This is a genomic window from Nocardia sp. NPDC056000 (genome assembly GCF_042269265.1).
In the GTDB taxonomy this organism is placed as follows: domain Bacteria; phylum Actinomycetota; class Actinomycetes; order Mycobacteriales; family Mycobacteriaceae; genus Nocardia.
The window spans coordinates 352,709-368,539 of record NZ_JBHJXS010000014.1 but is presented as its reverse complement, the minus strand read 5'-3'; the positions used below and the strand labels follow the sequence as shown (position 1 = coordinate 368,539).

14 protein-coding genes are annotated in these 15,831 nt (G+C 66.7%); 6 read left to right on the top strand and 8 right to left on the bottom strand.

Features of this window, described 5'->3' with window-relative positions; all coding sequences use genetic code 11:
• Positions 1–115 precede the first annotated feature (115 nt).
• Positions 116–619, top strand: coding sequence for a PaaI family thioesterase (locus ACFC4D_RS36890; protein WP_375955731.1), 504 nt, complete (start codon positions 116–118; stop codon positions 617–619).
• Positions 620–638: 19 nt separating this feature from the next.
• Here ACFC4D_RS36890 and ACFC4D_RS36885 read toward each other — a convergent pair whose 3' ends face one another.
• The 3 genes from ACFC4D_RS36885 to ACFC4D_RS36875 all read right to left on the bottom strand — a co-directional run bounded on the left by ACFC4D_RS36885 (position 639) and on the right by ACFC4D_RS36875 (position 3,637).
• Entirely contained in the window at positions 639–2,063 is a 1,425-nt protein-coding gene (locus tag ACFC4D_RS36885) for a WGR domain-containing protein (protein ID WP_376070390.1), read from the bottom strand.
• Between the two features lie 85 nt (positions 2,064–2,148).
• Entirely contained in the window at positions 2,149–2,979 is an 831-nt protein-coding gene (locus tag ACFC4D_RS36880) for an MIP/aquaporin family protein (RefSeq protein WP_364628741.1), read from the bottom strand.
• A 115-nt stretch (positions 2,980–3,094) separates the two neighbouring features.
• The gene (locus ACFC4D_RS36875) at positions 3,095–3,637 is read right to left on the bottom strand and encodes a heme-binding protein (RefSeq protein ID WP_376070387.1); all 543 of its coding nucleotides are present in this window, start codon (positions 3,635–3,637) and stop codon (positions 3,095–3,097) included.
• A 226-nt stretch (positions 3,638–3,863) separates the two neighbouring features.
• Between ACFC4D_RS36875 and ACFC4D_RS36870 the strand changes: the two genes are divergently transcribed.
• Both ACFC4D_RS36870 and ACFC4D_RS36865 read left to right on the top strand, forming a co-directional pair.
• Positions 3,864–5,018 carry a sensor histidine kinase gene (locus tag ACFC4D_RS36870; RefSeq protein ID WP_376070384.1) on the top strand — a complete coding sequence of 385 codons (1,155 nt, stop codon included), beginning with the start codon at positions 3,864–3,866 and terminating at the stop codon, positions 5,016–5,018.
• Positions 5,015–5,650 (top strand): response regulator, encoded by a 636-nt coding sequence (locus tag ACFC4D_RS36865; RefSeq protein ID WP_376070381.1) that lies wholly within the window; start codon positions 5,015–5,017, stop codon positions 5,648–5,650. Before ACFC4D_RS36870 ends, ACFC4D_RS36865 begins: the two co-directional genes overlap by 4 nt.
• Here ACFC4D_RS36865 and ACFC4D_RS36860 read toward each other — a convergent pair whose 3' ends face one another.
• From ACFC4D_RS36860 to glpK (ACFC4D_RS36845), 4 genes are all read right to left on the bottom strand, one after another.
• On the bottom strand, positions 5,651–6,826 hold the full coding sequence (locus ACFC4D_RS36860) for an NAD(P)/FAD-dependent oxidoreductase (protein ID WP_376070379.1): 1,176 nt from the start codon (positions 6,824–6,826) through the stop codon (positions 5,651–5,653). It lies immediately after the preceding gene.
• 80 nt (positions 6,827–6,906) lie between these two features.
• A complete protein-coding gene (sigJ, locus tag ACFC4D_RS36855) occupies positions 6,907–7,851 on the bottom strand; it encodes an RNA polymerase sigma factor SigJ (protein WP_376070376.1) in 945 nt (314 codons plus the stop codon).
• A gap of 87 nt (positions 7,852–7,938) precedes the next feature.
• A complete protein-coding gene (glpD, locus tag ACFC4D_RS36850; protein ID WP_376070373.1) occupies positions 7,939–9,651 on the bottom strand; it encodes a glycerol-3-phosphate dehydrogenase in 1,713 nt (570 codons plus the stop codon).
• Positions 9,652–9,667: 16 nt separating this feature from the next.
• The gene (gene glpK / locus ACFC4D_RS36845) at positions 9,668–11,194 is read right to left on the bottom strand and encodes a glycerol kinase GlpK (RefSeq protein ID WP_375955714.1); all 1,527 of its coding nucleotides are present in this window, start codon (positions 11,192–11,194) and stop codon (positions 9,668–9,670) included.
• Between the two features lie 151 nt (positions 11,195–11,345).
• Between glpK (ACFC4D_RS36845) and ACFC4D_RS36840 the strand changes: the two genes are divergently transcribed.
• The 3 genes from ACFC4D_RS36840 (at position 11,346) to ACFC4D_RS36830 (ending at position 14,554) form a co-directional block, all read left to right on the top strand.
• Positions 11,346–12,110, top strand: a complete 765-nt coding sequence (locus ACFC4D_RS36840; protein ID WP_376070370.1) for an IclR family transcriptional regulator — start codon at positions 11,346–11,348, stop codon at positions 12,108–12,110.
• Positions 12,111–12,195: 85 nt separating this feature from the next.
• On the top strand, positions 12,196–13,710 hold the full coding sequence (gene glpK, locus ACFC4D_RS36835; RefSeq protein ID WP_375955711.1) for a glycerol kinase GlpK: 1,515 nt from the start codon (positions 12,196–12,198) through the stop codon (positions 13,708–13,710).
• Positions 13,711–13,720: 10 nt separating this feature from the next.
• Positions 13,721–14,554 carry a DUF72 domain-containing protein gene (locus tag ACFC4D_RS36830; protein ID WP_376070367.1) on the top strand — a complete coding sequence of 278 codons (834 nt, stop codon included), beginning with the start codon at positions 13,721–13,723 and terminating at the stop codon, positions 14,552–14,554.
• Positions 14,555–14,619: 65 nt separating this feature from the next.
• Here ACFC4D_RS36830 and ACFC4D_RS36825 read toward each other — a convergent pair whose 3' ends face one another.
• Positions 14,620–15,621 carry an acyl-ACP desaturase gene (locus tag ACFC4D_RS36825; protein WP_375955707.1) on the bottom strand — a complete coding sequence of 334 codons (1,002 nt, stop codon included), beginning with the start codon at positions 15,619–15,621 and terminating at the stop codon, positions 14,620–14,622.
• Between the last annotated feature and the right edge of the window lie 210 nt (positions 15,622–15,831).

Genomic DNA, 15,831 nt, shown 5'->3' with positions numbered 1-15,831 from the left:
CAGTCCACACCCTCCGCTGATGCGCCGCCTCGTGTGGATCCCGGCCAAAAGCATGCCGGGATGACGGCGGGTGACGGCACTCGCTTTGAATTCGAATCTGGGTTAACTTTTGAGGATGGAACACGATCGCGAATCGGCAGCGCTGCCGCTGGGTGACCTGTTTGCCGATGGCCCGTTTCCGCCGCACCACCACGGGTGTTTCGGCTGCGGGCCGTCGAATCCGGCCTCACCCCGCATGGTGTTCGAGCGCCGCGGCGATACCGTGCGCGGCACGTTCACCATGGATGAGCGGCATCAGGGCGCGCCGGGCGTGGCGCACGGCGGCATTGTGGCCGCGGCCCTGGACGAGGCGTCCGGTTCGATCCTGTTCCCGCTGCGCCAGCCCGCGGTCACGGTGAATCTGGACGTGAACTTCCGCGCCCCCGCCCGGCTGGGCCGGGAATTCGTGGTCACTTCGCAATTGACCGCGCGCGAGGGCCGCAAGATGTTCATCGACGCGGTGCTCACCGACGGCGATACCGTCATCGCCACCTCGCGCGCGCTCTTCCTGACCGTCACCCAGAGTCATTTCACCGATCTCGGCGCGACCCCGGGTGAATTGTTCAGTCTCGGTATCTGATTCGGCCGCTCGCGGCGCTTCAGCTCAGTCGCCGGATATCACCGCGCACGCGGTAGAAGCCGCCGCGCGCGGATTCGGAGACCGAATCGACCACGTAGCGCACGCCCGCCTCGCGAATATCGCGGGGGAACTGCACATTCCAGCCGTTCCGATAGCCGGGGGACACCACGTGCACGCGCAGGTTGCCGCCGTCGTTCACGCATTCCACGATCACGCCGTCGCCCGCGTCGACGGCCAGTTCGACCGTGGCACTGGGTGTTACGGCGGAGATCTCCGGCGCCTTCACCGAAAGCGTCTGCGGCAGCACGCCCTGTTCGGCGTCATGGATGGCGGCCTCGCTCACATCCAGGCAGGCCAGTGAGCCATTGGTGGTGACCAGGTACAGCTTCTCGTCGTGGTACTGCATGGAATACGCCGAACCGCAGCCGGTTCCGAGCTTCCACAGCCGCTGACCGCTGGAGTCGAAGCAGTACACCGAGGAGTAATTGTCACCGGCGAAGACATAGCGCCCGTCCGGTGAGGTGGCGCAGGAGAACACCATCGCATCGCACTGGTAGCCGCGATCGGACTGCCCGTTCTTGGCCACCATGCGCACCTGATTGCGGCTGGTGCCCGCGTACACCGCGTCGGCTTCCTGCCAGCCGAACAGCACCGCGCCGTCGGTGCGCACCTGCCATTCGTTATTGCCGCTCTCCAGATCGTATTTGGTGACGCCCTTCGAATGCCCGTGGTAGACACCGTCATCGTCGATGCGGACCATCCAGCCGGAATCGCCATTGCTCTGCCGCGACCACAGCGATTCCTCCTCGTGGTCGATGACGGTGAGCCCGCCCTTGCGGTCCGAGACGCCGAGAATGCCGTCGTGGATATCGAGCCAGTAGATGTCGACATTGGCGGCGATATCGTAGGCCGCGCGCGGCACCTTGCCGGACAGATCGTAGACGCGGCCGTCATCGCAGCCCGCGTAGATCCAGAAGTCGTCGGCCACAATGCATTTCACCGCGTCCGGAAGGCGGAAGCGGCCGGTCACCTCGCCCGCCGGGGTGAGCGTGAAGACATCGCCGCTCTCATTGCCGACCCAGCAGCGCTGTTCGTCCACGAAGATGCCGAAGGCGGCCGCACCGGAATCGAAGGTCCACAGCACCGGGGCCTTCTTCGCGGTGGACCGCTGCGAGACGATGGCGCGCCGGGTGACCGGTCGCGCGGCCCGCGCGCCCATGACCGCGGGCGCGTACCCCTTGCGCACCTTCTCGCCGAGCTTCTTGGCGGCGGCGGCGCGCGCCTTGTCCACGGTGGCAAAGGAACTCACCCGGACCTGCCCGGTCTCACCGATGCGGCCGAAACGAATGGTCACCTGGGTGTCAGCCACCACGACCTCGTAGAACTTGTGTGCCGAACCGCTGTCTTCCGACAGTTCCAGATAGGTGGTTTCCCCGGTGGTCATGCGCCGCGCTCCAAGCTTCCGTCAACGTTTACGCCGCGAAAGCTAGCAAGCCGCACCGACATTCGCTCCCCGGGGGCGGGGCGAATCAGAGGTAGAGCTGCGCCACCAGGCCCGCGAGCGCACCGCCGACCAGCGGTCCGAGCACCGGTACCCAGGCGTAGGCCCAGTCCGCGTTCTTGTGCCGCGAGCCCGGATGCGCGGGCAATTGCTCCTCCACCCGCTCGGCGACGCCGCCGCCCGCGTTCAGATCGGCCGGAACCCGTTGCGGGAGCATATTCATCGGGCGTCCGGTGGGCAGCAGCGCGTAGGCGATGCGCGGTCCGAGATCGCGCGCCGGATTGATGGCGTATCCGGTCGGGCCGCCGAGTGAGGCGCCGATGCCGACCACCAGCAGTGCCGCCGCCAGCGGTCCGAGTCCGCTCGGGGTGTGCCCGAAGGCCAGGATCACGAATACCAGCGCGAAGGTGGCGATGACCTCGGTGAGGAAATTCCACCGGTACGAGCGGATGGCGGGACCGGTGGAGAACACCGCGAGCTTCTTGGCCTCATCGGGTTCCTCGTCGAAATGCCGCTTGTACGCCACGAATGCGGCGCAGGCTCCGACGAACGCACCGGCCAGCTGCCCGGTGAGGTAGGCGACGGTATTGCCGAAGTTCACCGGTACGCCCGGCGCGTATTCGTCGGCCCCGGCGAACAGATTGCCGATGGTGACGGCGGGATTGAGATGGCCGCCGGTCTTGTAGGCGACGTAGACGCCGCCGAATACGCCGAGTCCCCAGCCGAAGGTGATGAGCAGCCAGCCGCCATCGAAACCTTTTGATTTGGCGAGCAATACGTTGGCTACGACTCCGGCGCCGAGCAGGATGAGGATCCCGGTGCCGAGCGCCTCACTCACGAATATCTCGCTGAAGTTCATGGATGACCTCCGATCGGGTGTTCTTCCGCTGCTGCGGCCATACCTGATCAGACTCTACGGTTTGAACTTCGGCAAATCTCCAGGAACACGCGCCGGTGCCTCGGCGGGACGGACGTCAGTGGCCGAGCGCGGCCGCACCCGCCTGCGCGAACTTCTCATCCTGATCACCGCTCGGCGCGCCCGCCACCCCGATGCCCGCGATCGGCGCGCCCTTGGCGTCGACGGGTGCGCCGCCGGCCAGGAACAGCGTCCCCGGAATCGCGGCCAGCTGCGGCGCGCTCTGCAACCGCCCGGCCAGCTGCGAGGTCGGCGCATTCCACGACACGGCCGTGAATGCCTTCTGCTTGGCCGATTCGAACGACTGCGGTCCCGCGCCGTCCCCGCGCAGTACCACGATGGTGTTCCCGTCCCGATCCACCACGGCCACACTGACCCGCTGATTCTCCTGCTTCGCCGCATCCAGCGCCGCCTGCGCCGCCTTGGTCGCGGCGGCCACGGTCAGATGCGTGGTCTGCTGCAGATTCGCATCCGACGCGTCCGCCACAACCGGCGCTTTCACACCCGGCTCGGTGCTGTCCGCATTGGACGCCACCACCCCGACCACCCCGGCGGTCACCGCCACCGCGGCCACCCCGCCGACCAGAATCCGGTTCCGCACTGATACACCCTTGCCGCCCATGCCATTTCCTAACGCTCGCACTCATTCCGAGCCGACCGGCCCGTTCCCCACCAATCCTGCGACCCGAACCCCCACCTGCCATCCCCGTCCCGGCTACATTCCCCACCCCACCCGGCCGACCCCCACATCAGCCGATCGGTTGACCCGCGAACCCACCCGCACCAGGCACAATGACACTGTTTGCCCCGACCGAGGAGGTGCGAGAGTGTCCACGCCGCACGCGGAAACCGCCGACGCCCGCCGCCTCGGTCTGGTGATGGATGCCGCGTTCTATGTACTGCTGGCCGCCTCGCTGGCTCGCTTCCTGATCCGGCATCATGACACTCCGCGCGCGTCCTGGGTCATCGGGCTCTCGGTGGTGCTGGCCGTGCTCTATGCACTCGATGCCCGCTCGGATCGCCACCGCGACCGTCCCGACCATCCGTTACGGCCTTGGCGCACAGTCTGGTTCGGGTCCGTGGTCGCGGTGTGGGCGGTGCTGGTGGTGTTGGGGCCGAGCTTCGCCTGGTGTGCGGTGCCTCTTCTGTATCTGGCTCTGCGGATATTGCCGCTGCGGATCGCGCTGCCGCTCGCGGTGCTGCTGACCGGGCTGGTCGTTGTCACCCAGGTGCGGCTGGCGGGTTGGCTGGATCCGAATGTGCTGCTGGCTCCGCCCGCGGTCGCCGCCATTGCCACCGCGGTTTTCGTGTACATGCGGCGGCAGACCGAACGTGAGGCGGCGCTGGAACGGCGGGAGGGGATGCTCGAGGAGCGGGGGCGGTTGGCCATGGAGATTCATGACACGCTCGCACAGGGGCTTTCGAGTCAGCGGATGCTGCTGCAGGCGGCAGAGCTGGTGTGGGAACAGGATTCGGTGCGAGCGCGGGAGCATGTGCGCACCGCAGCCGGGATCGCGGATCGCAATCTCGCCGAGGCGCGGCGATTCGTGCACGATCTAGCTCCGGCGGAGTTGGCCGAGAACGGTTCGCTCATTGCGGCTTTAGGTGCGTTCGCCGCGCGCGAGACAGGGCCGGAGCTGGCCGTTGACTTCCAATTCGATGGGGCTCCCGCGGAGCTGCCCGCGCGGGTGGAGTCGACGCTATTGCGAATTGCGCAGGGCGCGTTGGCGAATGTACGCGAGCATGCCGGTGCGGCCAACGCCACGATTACGCTGACCTATCTGGGTGATCAGGTCGCGCTGGATATCGCGGATGACGGGTGCGGATTCGATCCCGAGCGGGTCACTTCCGAATCGGAACGCGGGCACGGGCTTCCGGCGATTCGGGCCCGGGTGCGGCAGTTCGGCGGCGCGGTGACCATTGAGTCCGCGCCGGGGGAGGGCACCGTGCTCTCCGCCGCGATCCCATTGGAGCGGTCATGACGGATTCGGCTGTGCGCCTGGTGATCTGCGATGATCACGCGGTGGTGCGGGCCGGACTGCTGGCCCTGTTGTCGAGCGCGCCGGGGATCGAGGTGATCGGTGAGGCGGGCAGTGGTCCCGAGGCGGTCGCGCTGGCCGAGCGGTTGCGGCCGGATGTGGTGCTGATGGATCTGCAACTCGGCGGCGATATGGACGGTGCGGAGGCCACCCGGCGGATCACCGAATTCGCTTCTCCCACACCGCGGGTGCTGGTGCTGACCACCTATGACACCGATGCGGATATCACCCGCGCCATTGCAGCGGGGGCGACCGGATATCTGTTGAAGGCCGAGAGTCCCGAGGAGCTGTTCGCCGCGATTCACGCCGCGGCGCAGGGGAAGACGGCGTTGTCGCCGCCGGTGGCGCACCGCGTCATGGCGCAGATGCGCAATCCGCGCCCCACCTTGACCGCGCGCGAACTGGATATCCTCGCCCAGCTCTCGCGCGGTCTCGGCAATCGCGAAATCGCTCGCGCCCTGCACATTTCCGAGGCCACCGTCAAAACCCACCTCGGCCGCATCTACGACAAACTCGCCGTGGACACGCGCGCGGCCGCGGTCGCGGTGGCGAAGGAACAGCGCCTGCTGCCTTGATCACGCGGTGACCGGGGTGGTCACCACGATGCGGCGGCGACGGCTCGGCAGCATCATGGTCGGATGCGCGACGCTCCACGCGGCGGCCGCGCAGATGAGCTGCTTGATACGCACGCCCGTGCGCCCGGTGAAGATCTTGTCCGTGGGCTCATCCTCATCGGTCACCTTCTGCACCAGGGCATCTCGGCGGCCGAGGCTGATGCACTGCATGTTGTAGCCGATCGGGGTGTCGATCACCTCGCGACCGGTCAGCCGCGCGGCAAGTGCGTCCGAGCCCTGCCACGACATGGGAGTCGCTGTGGCGCAACCCATTCGCAGGGTCTTACCCCCGACTCCCGCGACATGCGCGGCATCGCCGAAGGCGTACACGTCGGGGTGCGAGACCGATCGCATGGTGCCGTCGACGACGATCCGCCCGGCCTCGGACACCTCCAGGGTGGTGGCGGCCGCGATGGGATGCACCGCGAAACCTGCGGTCCACACCGTCACCTGCGCCGGAATCTCCTCGCCCGCAGCGGTTTCCACGCCATTCGCGCCGACCCGGGCGATATCGGTGCGCTCGTGCACGGTGACCCCGAGCCGATCCAGCGCGGTGCGCAGGTACTGCCGGGCCTGCTCGCTGAGCCAGTCGCCGATACCGCCGCGCGCCGCGATGGTGACCGCGAGATCCGGCCGGGCTTCGGCGATCTCGGTGGCGGCCTCGATGCCGGTCAGTCCGCCGCCCGCGATCAGCACCGTTGCGCCCGAAGCCAATTCACTAAGCCGTGCGCGCAGCGCCAGTGCGGCCTGCTTGCTCGCGACATTGTGGGCATATTCGGTGACGCCCGGGACCCCGTAGTCGGCGACGGTGCTGCCCAGGGCGTAGACGAGGGTGTCATAGCCCAGTGTCTCGGCACCGTTCGCACCGAGAAGATCGACCGTCTTGGCGTCGACATCGACCGCGCCGACCCGCGCTACTTTCACTCGAACCCCGGTGCCCGCGAACATCTCGCGCAGCGGGCGCTGCTTCAAATCCTGTCCGCTGGCGAGCTGATGCAGGCGCACCCGCTCGACGAAATCGGGATCACCGTTGACCAGGGTGATCTCGACGTCATCGCGGTGCAGCCGCTTGGCGAGGCGTCCGGCGGCGGTGGCTCCGGCGTATCCGGCTCCGAGGATGACGATGCGGTGGTTCATGGTGAGCTCCTATCTGGTTTGCGACACCTCCTGAACCGGACAGCGCCGCAATCCCTGACAGAACTCGGATGTGATGTGGATCACCAGCTCCCGGTGAGGGGCTGATGCGGTGCGGAAGCGGCCCACTGCCGGGCGAGGCGCTCCAGTTTGTCGGGATTGACCTGGATATTGATCGCCACGACGCCCTCGGGGGTCGCGTTCAGGGCGAAGATGCCGTAGACCCGCCCGGCGACCTCGACCAGCATCGCGGGATCGCCATTGACCTCGACGGCGTAGAACGTCGGCTCGCCGCCGACATAGGCGACCTTGGCCGGGGTCGACCGGAAGATATCGCGCAGGTAGCGGGCGATGGCGAGCGCGCCGATGACCGGGGTCCTGCGCGCCGGAACCGTGCTGCCGCCGTCGGCGATGCTGACCGCATCGGCGGTGAGCAGGCGAATGAGCGGTTCGGTATCACCGCTCAGCACCGCGGCCAGAAACTCCTCGACGACCTTGCGCGCGGCCGCCGAATCCACCTCGATGCGCGATTTCTCCGCTCCGACATGCTGTTTCGCCCGCCGATACAGCTGCTGGCAATTCGATTCGGTGAGCTCGAGGATCGCCGCGATCTCCCGATGCGAATGCCCGAACGCCTCGCGCAGCACGTACACCACGCGCTCATTGGGCGAGAGCCGTTCCATCACGGTGAGCATGGCGATCGACACCGACTCCCGCTGTTCGACGGTATCGGCCGGGCCCAACATGGGATCCCCGGCCAGCACCGGCTCCGGAAGCCACTGCCCCACATAGGTTTCCCGCCTGGCCCGCGCCGAGGTGAGCTGATTGAGACACAGATTGGTGAGCACCTTGGTCAACCACGCCTCGGGCACCTCGATCAATGCCCGGTCCGCCGCGTGCCAGCGCAGATACGCATCCTGGACGGCATCCTCGGCATCACCGGCCGACCCCAGCAGCCGATACGCGATCGCCTCGAGCCGCCCCCGCGACCGCTCGAACAGATCGGCTTCATACGCAGTGACCACCATGCCCCAATCGTCGACCATCAGGATCGACAACGTGGAAAGGGGTGCCGCCGTATTCCGGCGGCACCCCTTTCCATTGTTTCTACGGTGCTAGCTGAGCGCGAGCAGGCGGGCCGCGTTGGCGGCCTCGTCGTCATCGGCCTCGTTGGCGGCGAGTTCGGCGTGGACGCGGTCGTAGTACTGGTTGATCTCCGCGTTGGTGCGGTCGTCGTCCCAGCCCAGGTGCGGGGCGATGAGGCGGGCGATTTCCGGGGCCGCCTTCAGGCCACGGTCGGGCACCTCGATGGAGATGCGGGTGCGGCGGGTCAGGACGTCGTCCAGGTGCAGTGCGCCCTCGTGGGTGGCGGCGTAGACGGCCTCGGCGGCCAGGTAGTCCTCCGCGCCCGGAATCGGTTCGCGCAGTTCGGGAACCGCGGCGATGAGGTCGAATACGCTCTCGGTGAGCGAACCGTAGCGGCCGAGCAGATGGCGCACGGTCTCGACCGGCAGTTCGGCGCGGGCCGCGACATCCTCGATATCGCCGAGGATGTCCTGGTAGCCGACCGCGCCGAGCAGCGGCAGATCCGCGGTGACCGAGGACGGCGCGTCGCTGCCCAGTCGCGCGGCGGCGGCATCGACCACATCGGCGGCCATCACCCGGTAGGTGGTGTACTTGCCGCCCGCGATGACGAACAGCCCGGGGGCGGGTTCGGCGACCGCGTGTTCGCGCGAGAGCTTGGAGGTCTCCTTGTTCGCACCGGTCATGAGCGGCCGCAGTCCGGCGTAGGTGCCGACGATATCGGCGCGCGTAAGCGGTTCGCGCAGCAGCGAATTGATGTGGTCGAGGATGTACTGCACATCCGCGGCGCTGGCGGTCGGATGGTTCTTGTCCAGCGACCAGTCGGTATCGGTGGTGCCGATGATCCAGTGCTCGGCCCACGGGATCACGAACAGCACGGACTTCTCGGTGCGCATGATCAGACCGGTGTTCATGTTCAGCCGCTCGCGCGGCACCATGATGTGCACGCCCTTGGACATGCGCACGTGGAACGGGAATTCCACGCCGGTCATCTTGATCATGTCATCGGTCCACACCCCGGTCGCGCTGATCACGGTGCGCGCCCGAATCGTATGTTCCAGACCGGTTTCCAGATCCATGACCTTCGCGCCGACAACCTTCTCACCGTCGCGCAGCAGTCCGGTGACCTTGGTCCGGGTGAGCACGGTCGCGCCGTGCTGGGCCGCGGTGCGCGCCAGGGTCATGGTGTGCCGGGCATCGTCGACCTGGGCGTCGTAGTACTTGATCGCCCCGGTCATGGCGTCATCCTTGAGCGCGGGCGCCAATTCCAGTGCGCCCGTGCGGGTCAGATGCCGGTGCATGGGCACCGCGCGCGCTCCGCCGAGGGTGTCGTACAGCGCCACGCCCGCGCCGATGTAGGCGCGCTCCCAGACGCGATGCTGGAGCGGGAAAAGGAACGGCACCGGATGCACCAGGTGCGGGGCCAGCTTGTTCAGCAGCAGCCCGCGCTCCTTCAAAGCCTCACGGACCAAGGCGAAGTCGAGCTGTTCGAGGTAGCGCAGACCACCGTGGATGAGTTTGGACGACCGGCTCGAGGTGCCTGCGGCGAAATCGCGCGCCTCCACCAGGGTGACGGACAGTCCACGCGAGGCGGCGTCCAGGGCCGCTCCCGCGCCGGTTACGCCGCCACCGATGACCAGGACGTCGATCTCGGTGTCGCCGAGCGCATCGATGGCCCGGGTGCGGTAGGCGGGATCCAGTTGTGCGGACACGAAAATCTCCTTGTTATCGGTGTTTTCAGTCATGGGTGGCAGCTTCGGATCAGTCGTCGTCATCGATATCGACCCAGTCGAGCGTTCGTGACACCGCTTTGAGCCAGCGGGCGTACCCGCGCTCGCGCTGCTGCTCGGAAAAGGTGGGCTGCCAGCGTTTGTCCTCGTGCCAGTTGGCGACGAGTTCGTCTGTGTTGTTCCAGAATCCGACGGCCAGTCCGGCCGCGTAGGCCGCGCCGAGCGCGGTGGTCTCGGGCACCATCGGCCGCGAGACGGGTACGCCCAGGAAGTCGGCCTGGATCTGCATGGCCAGTTCATTGGAGGTGACGCCGCCGTCCACGCGCAGCGTCTCGAGCTTCACCCCGGAGTCGCGCTGCATGGCCTCGACCACATCGCGGGTCTGGTAGCAGATGGATTCCAGTGTGGCCCTGGCCAAGTGGGCGTTATTGCTGTAGCGGGACAGGCCCAGGATCGCGCCGCGCGCGTCGGGCCGCCAGTACGGTGCGAACAGCCCGGAGAACGCGGGTACGAAGTACACGCCGCCGGTATCGCTGACCTGACTGGCCAATCGCTCGATTTGCGATGCGCCGGAGATGATTCCGAGCTGATCGCGCAACCACTGCACGGCCGATCCGGTGACCGCGATCGACCCTTCGAGCGCGTACACCGGCTTCTCGTCGCCGAACTGGTACGCGACGGTGGTGAGCAGGCCGTGCTTGGAGTGCACAATATCGGTACCGGTATTCAGCATCAGGAAATTCCCTGTGCCGTAGGTGTTTTTGGCCTCACCGGTCCGGAAGCACACCTGGCCGACGGTGGCGGCCTGCTGATCGCCCAGTACCCCGGCGATTTTCACCGAACCCTTGAACGGCCCGTCCGGATTGGTGGTGCCGAAGATCTCAGGGTTGGAGGACGGTGCGATCGCGGGCAGCATGGCGCGCGGAATCCCGAACACCGACAGCAATTCCTCGTCCCAGTCCAGGGTTTCGAGATCCATCAGCATGGTGCGTGAGGCATTGGTGGGATCGGTGATGTGCACGCCGTCGCGCACACCGCCGGTGAGATTCCAGATCAACCAGGTGTCGGGGGTGCCGAACAGCGCGTCACCGCGTTCGGCGGCCTCCCGCACGCCCGGGACGTTGTCGAGAATCCATTTGAGTTTGCCGCCGGAGAAATACGGTGCGGGCGGCAGTCCGGCGCGCTGCCGGATGAGATCGCCGTGCCCGGCCTTCTCGATCTCCTTGATGATGCGATCGGTGCGGGTGTCCTGCCAGACGATGGCGTTGTAGTAGGGGCGTCCGGTGCGGCGGTTCCACACGATGGTGGTCTCGCGCTGATTGGTGACGCCGACGGCGGTGAGGTCCTGCGCCGTGAGTCCGGCCCCGGCCAGGGCGCTCTTGATGACGGTGCGGGTGCGTTCCCAGATCTCGTCCGGATTGTGTTCCACCCAGCCGGCCTGCGGCATGATCTGCTCATGTTCGAGTTGATGGCGGGCAACCACCGCGCCGCCGTGATCGAACACCATGAAGCGCGTGGAGGTCGTGCCCTGATCGATGGCTCCCACGTACTGCGTCATCGCGGTCCCTTTCCGGATACTCGTCGTTGAGTCCGTAATCCCTGGTGAGACCGGTTGCGGCCGGGCCCGAGGTCCACGTTACGAAGTGGAGGGTGTCACCGACAGGGTGCGCGTTCGACAATGCCGAACGGTTTGCTGATAGGTTACGACCATGCCCGGCCCGATTCAGTCGATCGAGCGCGCAGCGGCCATGCTGCGCCTGCTCGCACGCGGATCCGGGCGCATGGGAGTCGGGGAGATCGCGGCGGCGCTGGGACTGGCCAAGCCGACCGCGCACGGGATCCTGAAGACCCTGCAGGGCGTCGGATTCGTGGAGCAGGACACTGCCAGCGGTAAATATCAGCTCGGGTCGGCACTCGGTGAGCTGGGCGCGGGCTATCTCGATGCCAATGAGCTGCGCTCGCGCGCGATCAACCGGGCCGATGCGCTGGCCGCGCGCACCGGGGAATCGGTGCGCATCGCCGCGCCGGTGCACGGTGAGGTGCGGGTGATCCACCATGTCTTCCGCCCGGACAACACCTCGCAGGCGCTCGAACTCGGTGAAGTGCTGCCGCCGTACGCGACCGCGCTCGGAAAAGTGTTGCTGGCCTACGATTCCGAGCTGGCGGCCGTGGTGCGCGAGGCCGAGCTGCCCGCACTGACCCACCGCACCATCACCGATCGGCCCGCGCTGGGCCGCGCGCTGACCGAGGTGCGCCGCACCGGCTGGGCGGGGGAGATCGGCGAATACCGTTCCGGCGAAGCCGGTATCGGCGCACCGATTCGTTCGCGGGGCGGCCTGGTGGTCGGCGCGATGGGCATCACCGGACCCATCGATCACCTCTGCGACGGCCAGCTTCGCCTCCGCACCGCGCTCATCGCGCAGGTTCGTGATGCGGCACAAGCCGTTTCGCGTGATTTGGGCGGTGCACAGTGAGGGCGCGCCCGGTGATCGGCTCCACTAGGTTGACCATATCCCGTTGCCGCACAGGGGTTCCCATGCCGGATCGGAGCGAGCTCGGATGACGCAGCGCTATGTTCTGGCGATCGATCAGGGCACGACCTCGACCCGCTGCATCCTGTTCGATCAGCGCGCACGGTTCGCGGGGGTGGCGCAGCGGGAGCATCGGCAGCACTATCCCCGGCCCGGCTGGGTGGAGCAGGACGCGCTGGAGATCTGGAAGACCGTGGAGCGGGTGGTGCCCGCGGCGCTGCGGGATGCGGGCATCACGGCGGAGCAGGTGGCGGCGCTGGGAATCGCGAATCAGCGTGAGACGACCGTGGTGTGGGATCGGCGCACCGGTACGCCGATCGGGCGCGCCATCGTCTGGCAGGATGTGCGCACCGAGGAACTGGTCTCCGATTTGCGGGAAACGCCGGGGGCGGAACGGATTCGGGAACTGTGCGGGCTGCCGCTGGCCACCTATTTCGCCGCGCCCCGACTGCGCTGGATGCTGGACAACGTCTCGGGTCTGCGCGAGCGCGCCGAACGCGGTGAGGTGCTGTTCGGCACCATGGAGACCTGGCTGATCTGGAATCTCACCGGCGGCGCTGATCACGGGGTGCACGTCACCGATGTGACCAATGCCGGGCGCACACTGCTGATGAATCTGGCCACCCTGGCCTGGGATGACGAGCTGTTGCGGTTCTTCGATATACCGAAGGCGATGCTGCCGCGCATCGAACCGTCCACCGGGGATTTCGGCGTGGCCCGCCGGGTGGTGCCTGGCGTGCGCATCGCGGCCGCACTCGGCGATCAGCACGCGGCGCTGTTCGGGCAGACCTGTTTCGCGCCCGGTGAGCTCGAATGCACCTATGGCACAGGCGGATTCCTGCTCATGAACACCGGACGCGAACTGGTGCGCTCACAGCACGGACTGCTCACCACCATCGGTTATCAGATCGGCCCGGATCCGGTGTACGCGCTGGAGGGCCCGATCGCGGTGACGGGTTCACTGGTGCAGTGGCTGCGGGACAATATCGGGCTCATCGCGAGCGCCCCGGAGATCGAAACCCTCGCGGGCACAGTCCAGGACAATGGCGGCTGCTATCTGGTGCCCGCGTTCTCGGGTCTTTACGCCCCGCATTGGCGCAGTGACGCGCGCGGTCTGCTCATCGGTCTGACGTCCTATATCACCAAGGGCCACATAGCCCGTGCCGTCCTGGAGGCCACCGCGTGGCAGACCCGGGACGTGGTCGAGGCCATGAACGCCGATGCCGGACTGCGCGCCGAGTCGCTCCGGGTGGCCGGCGGAATGACCTCCGACAACCTCCTCATGCAGATAGTCGCCGATGTCCTCGACATACCGGTCATGCGCCCCATAGTCTCCGAAACCGTCTCGCTGGGCGCGGCGTACGCGGCGGGCCTGGCGGTCGGTTATTGGCCGGATCTCGAAGGGCTGCGCCATAACTGGCGGGTGGCGGCCCAGTGGGTGCCGCGCATGGACCCCGCGCTGCGCGCCGACGAATACGACAACTGGCGGCGAGCCGTGGAGCTTACCTTCGGTTGGCTGCGCCCCAAGAAGCCCTTGACCTAACGTGGCAGATATGCGGTTGTACGTGGGATGCGCGATGTGGACACACCCGGACTGGCAGGAACGCCCACTTCCCCCGGCGGAGCGCCTGCGCACCTACGCCTCCTGGTGCAACGCGGTCGAAGGCAACACCACCTTCTACGCCACCCCACAGCGCCGCACCGTCGAATCCTGGTCCCGCCAAACCGATCCCGATTTCCGCTTCGTCATGAAGCTGCCGCGCACGGTGACCCACGACCGCCGCCTGTCCGGCATAGACAACGATATGAACCTCTTCCTCGACGCCATCGAACCCCTCGGCCGTCGCCTGCACGCCCTCTGGATCCAACTCCCGGGCTCCTTCACCGACCTGAAAGCCCTGTCCAACCTCCTCGAAGGGCTCCCTCCGCACTATCGCGCGGCCGTGGAGGTCCGCCATCCCGCCTTCTTCGAAAACCCCAGAGCCATAGCCCAATTGGAAGCCGTTCTGGAAGCCGCGGGCGCGGAGTGGATCCCCTTCGACACCACCGTCCTGTTCGCCGCGGGCCCGATCAGCACCGCCGAACGCGAAGCCCAATCCAAGAAACCCAAACTCCCGCGCCGCACCAGGGCCCTCACCGAATTCCCGATCGTCCGCTACCACGGCCGCGACGACGCCGCCGCCACCGTCGCGGGCTGGCAACCCTGGGTGGACCAAACCGTCACCTGGCTCCAAGAGGGCCGCTCCCCAACGATTTTCATCCACACCCCCGACAACGCCACCTCCCGCACCCTCTCCCGCCGCTTCCACGCCGAAGTAGCCACCCACCTCCCGGACCTGGAGCCGCTGCCCGATCCCATCCCGACCGATCCCATGACCCTGTTCTGAGGGCCCGGACGCAATGAAAAACGCCGCCCCGGAACGGATTCCGGGGCGGCGCTGGGGTTCGGAGGTCAGACCACGAGCAGGGCGGCCTGTTTCTCCGCGCGTTCGGCGTCGCGGGCGAGGGAGCGGTCGCGTTGTTCCTCGAACTTGACCACGTCCTTGCGGAGCTTGTCGAGGTAGTCGCCGAGTTCATTGCGGAGTTGGTCGCCGTGCGCGCCGAAGTCGGTGCGGTCGAAGATATTCCACTTCTTCAGGACGGGCAGCAGGACCTCCTCCAGGTGCTGGCGGAGGTCGTAGATGCCGTGTTTGGCCATGAGGACGCCGTTGCGGCGGAAGTTGGGCATACCGGCGCCGGGCATCTCGAAATTGCGGATCATATGGGTGATGGCTTCCATGGACTGATCGGGGGAGAGGTCCAGGGCAGCGCCGCACAGGTTGCGGTAGAAGATCATGTGCAGGTTCTCGTCGGCGGCGATGCGCTGCAGCATCCTGTCCGCTATGGGGTCATTGCAAACTTTGCCGGTATTGCGATGCGAAACGCGCGTCGCTAATTCTTGAAAAGTGACATAGGCGACGGAAGCCATAAATCCGGCAGCAGCCGGAATGGCGTTGGTGCCGATACGTTTCCGCGCGATCTGGGTGGCGCTGTAGCCGTTGGTCATATGGATCATCCGGGCGTGTTCGAGCGCCTCGGGATCGACGCCGCGAGTCACCACCAGATAGTCGCGCAGTACGATGCCGTGCCGGTTCTCCTCGGCGGTCCAGCGGCCCACCCAGGTGCCCCACGGACCGTCCATGGAGAAGTTCTCCGAGATTTCCCGATGGTAACTGGGCAGATTGTCCTCGGTGAGAAGATTGGTGATCATTGCCGCCTTGGCGACCTCGCTGAGCTGCGACTCCTCCGGATCCCAATCCTTGCCGCCCATTGCTGCGAAGTTGCGACCCGCATCCCACGGCACATAGTCGTGCGGATGCCAGTCCTTGGCCATGGATAGATGCCTATTCACATTCGCTTCGGCGATCGGCTCAAGCTCGATGAGCATCTCGAGCTGCGTGAGATTCCTGGCCACCGTCGTGTGCCTCCCTCGAAATGGCAATGCGCTGCGGAATGATGCAGTAGAAAGCGCTTGAGAACTGGCGATCGCCGCCGCGGGGAAGACGCCGCCGGGAAGAGTTCCGGGGATGTCCGCGTGTCGGTCAAAGAGACTGGTCGGCTTCGCCTCGGATAATCTAGCCCAGTTCGCCGGAGATTGGCTTCATCCCCCGCCGAAGTGTCAACC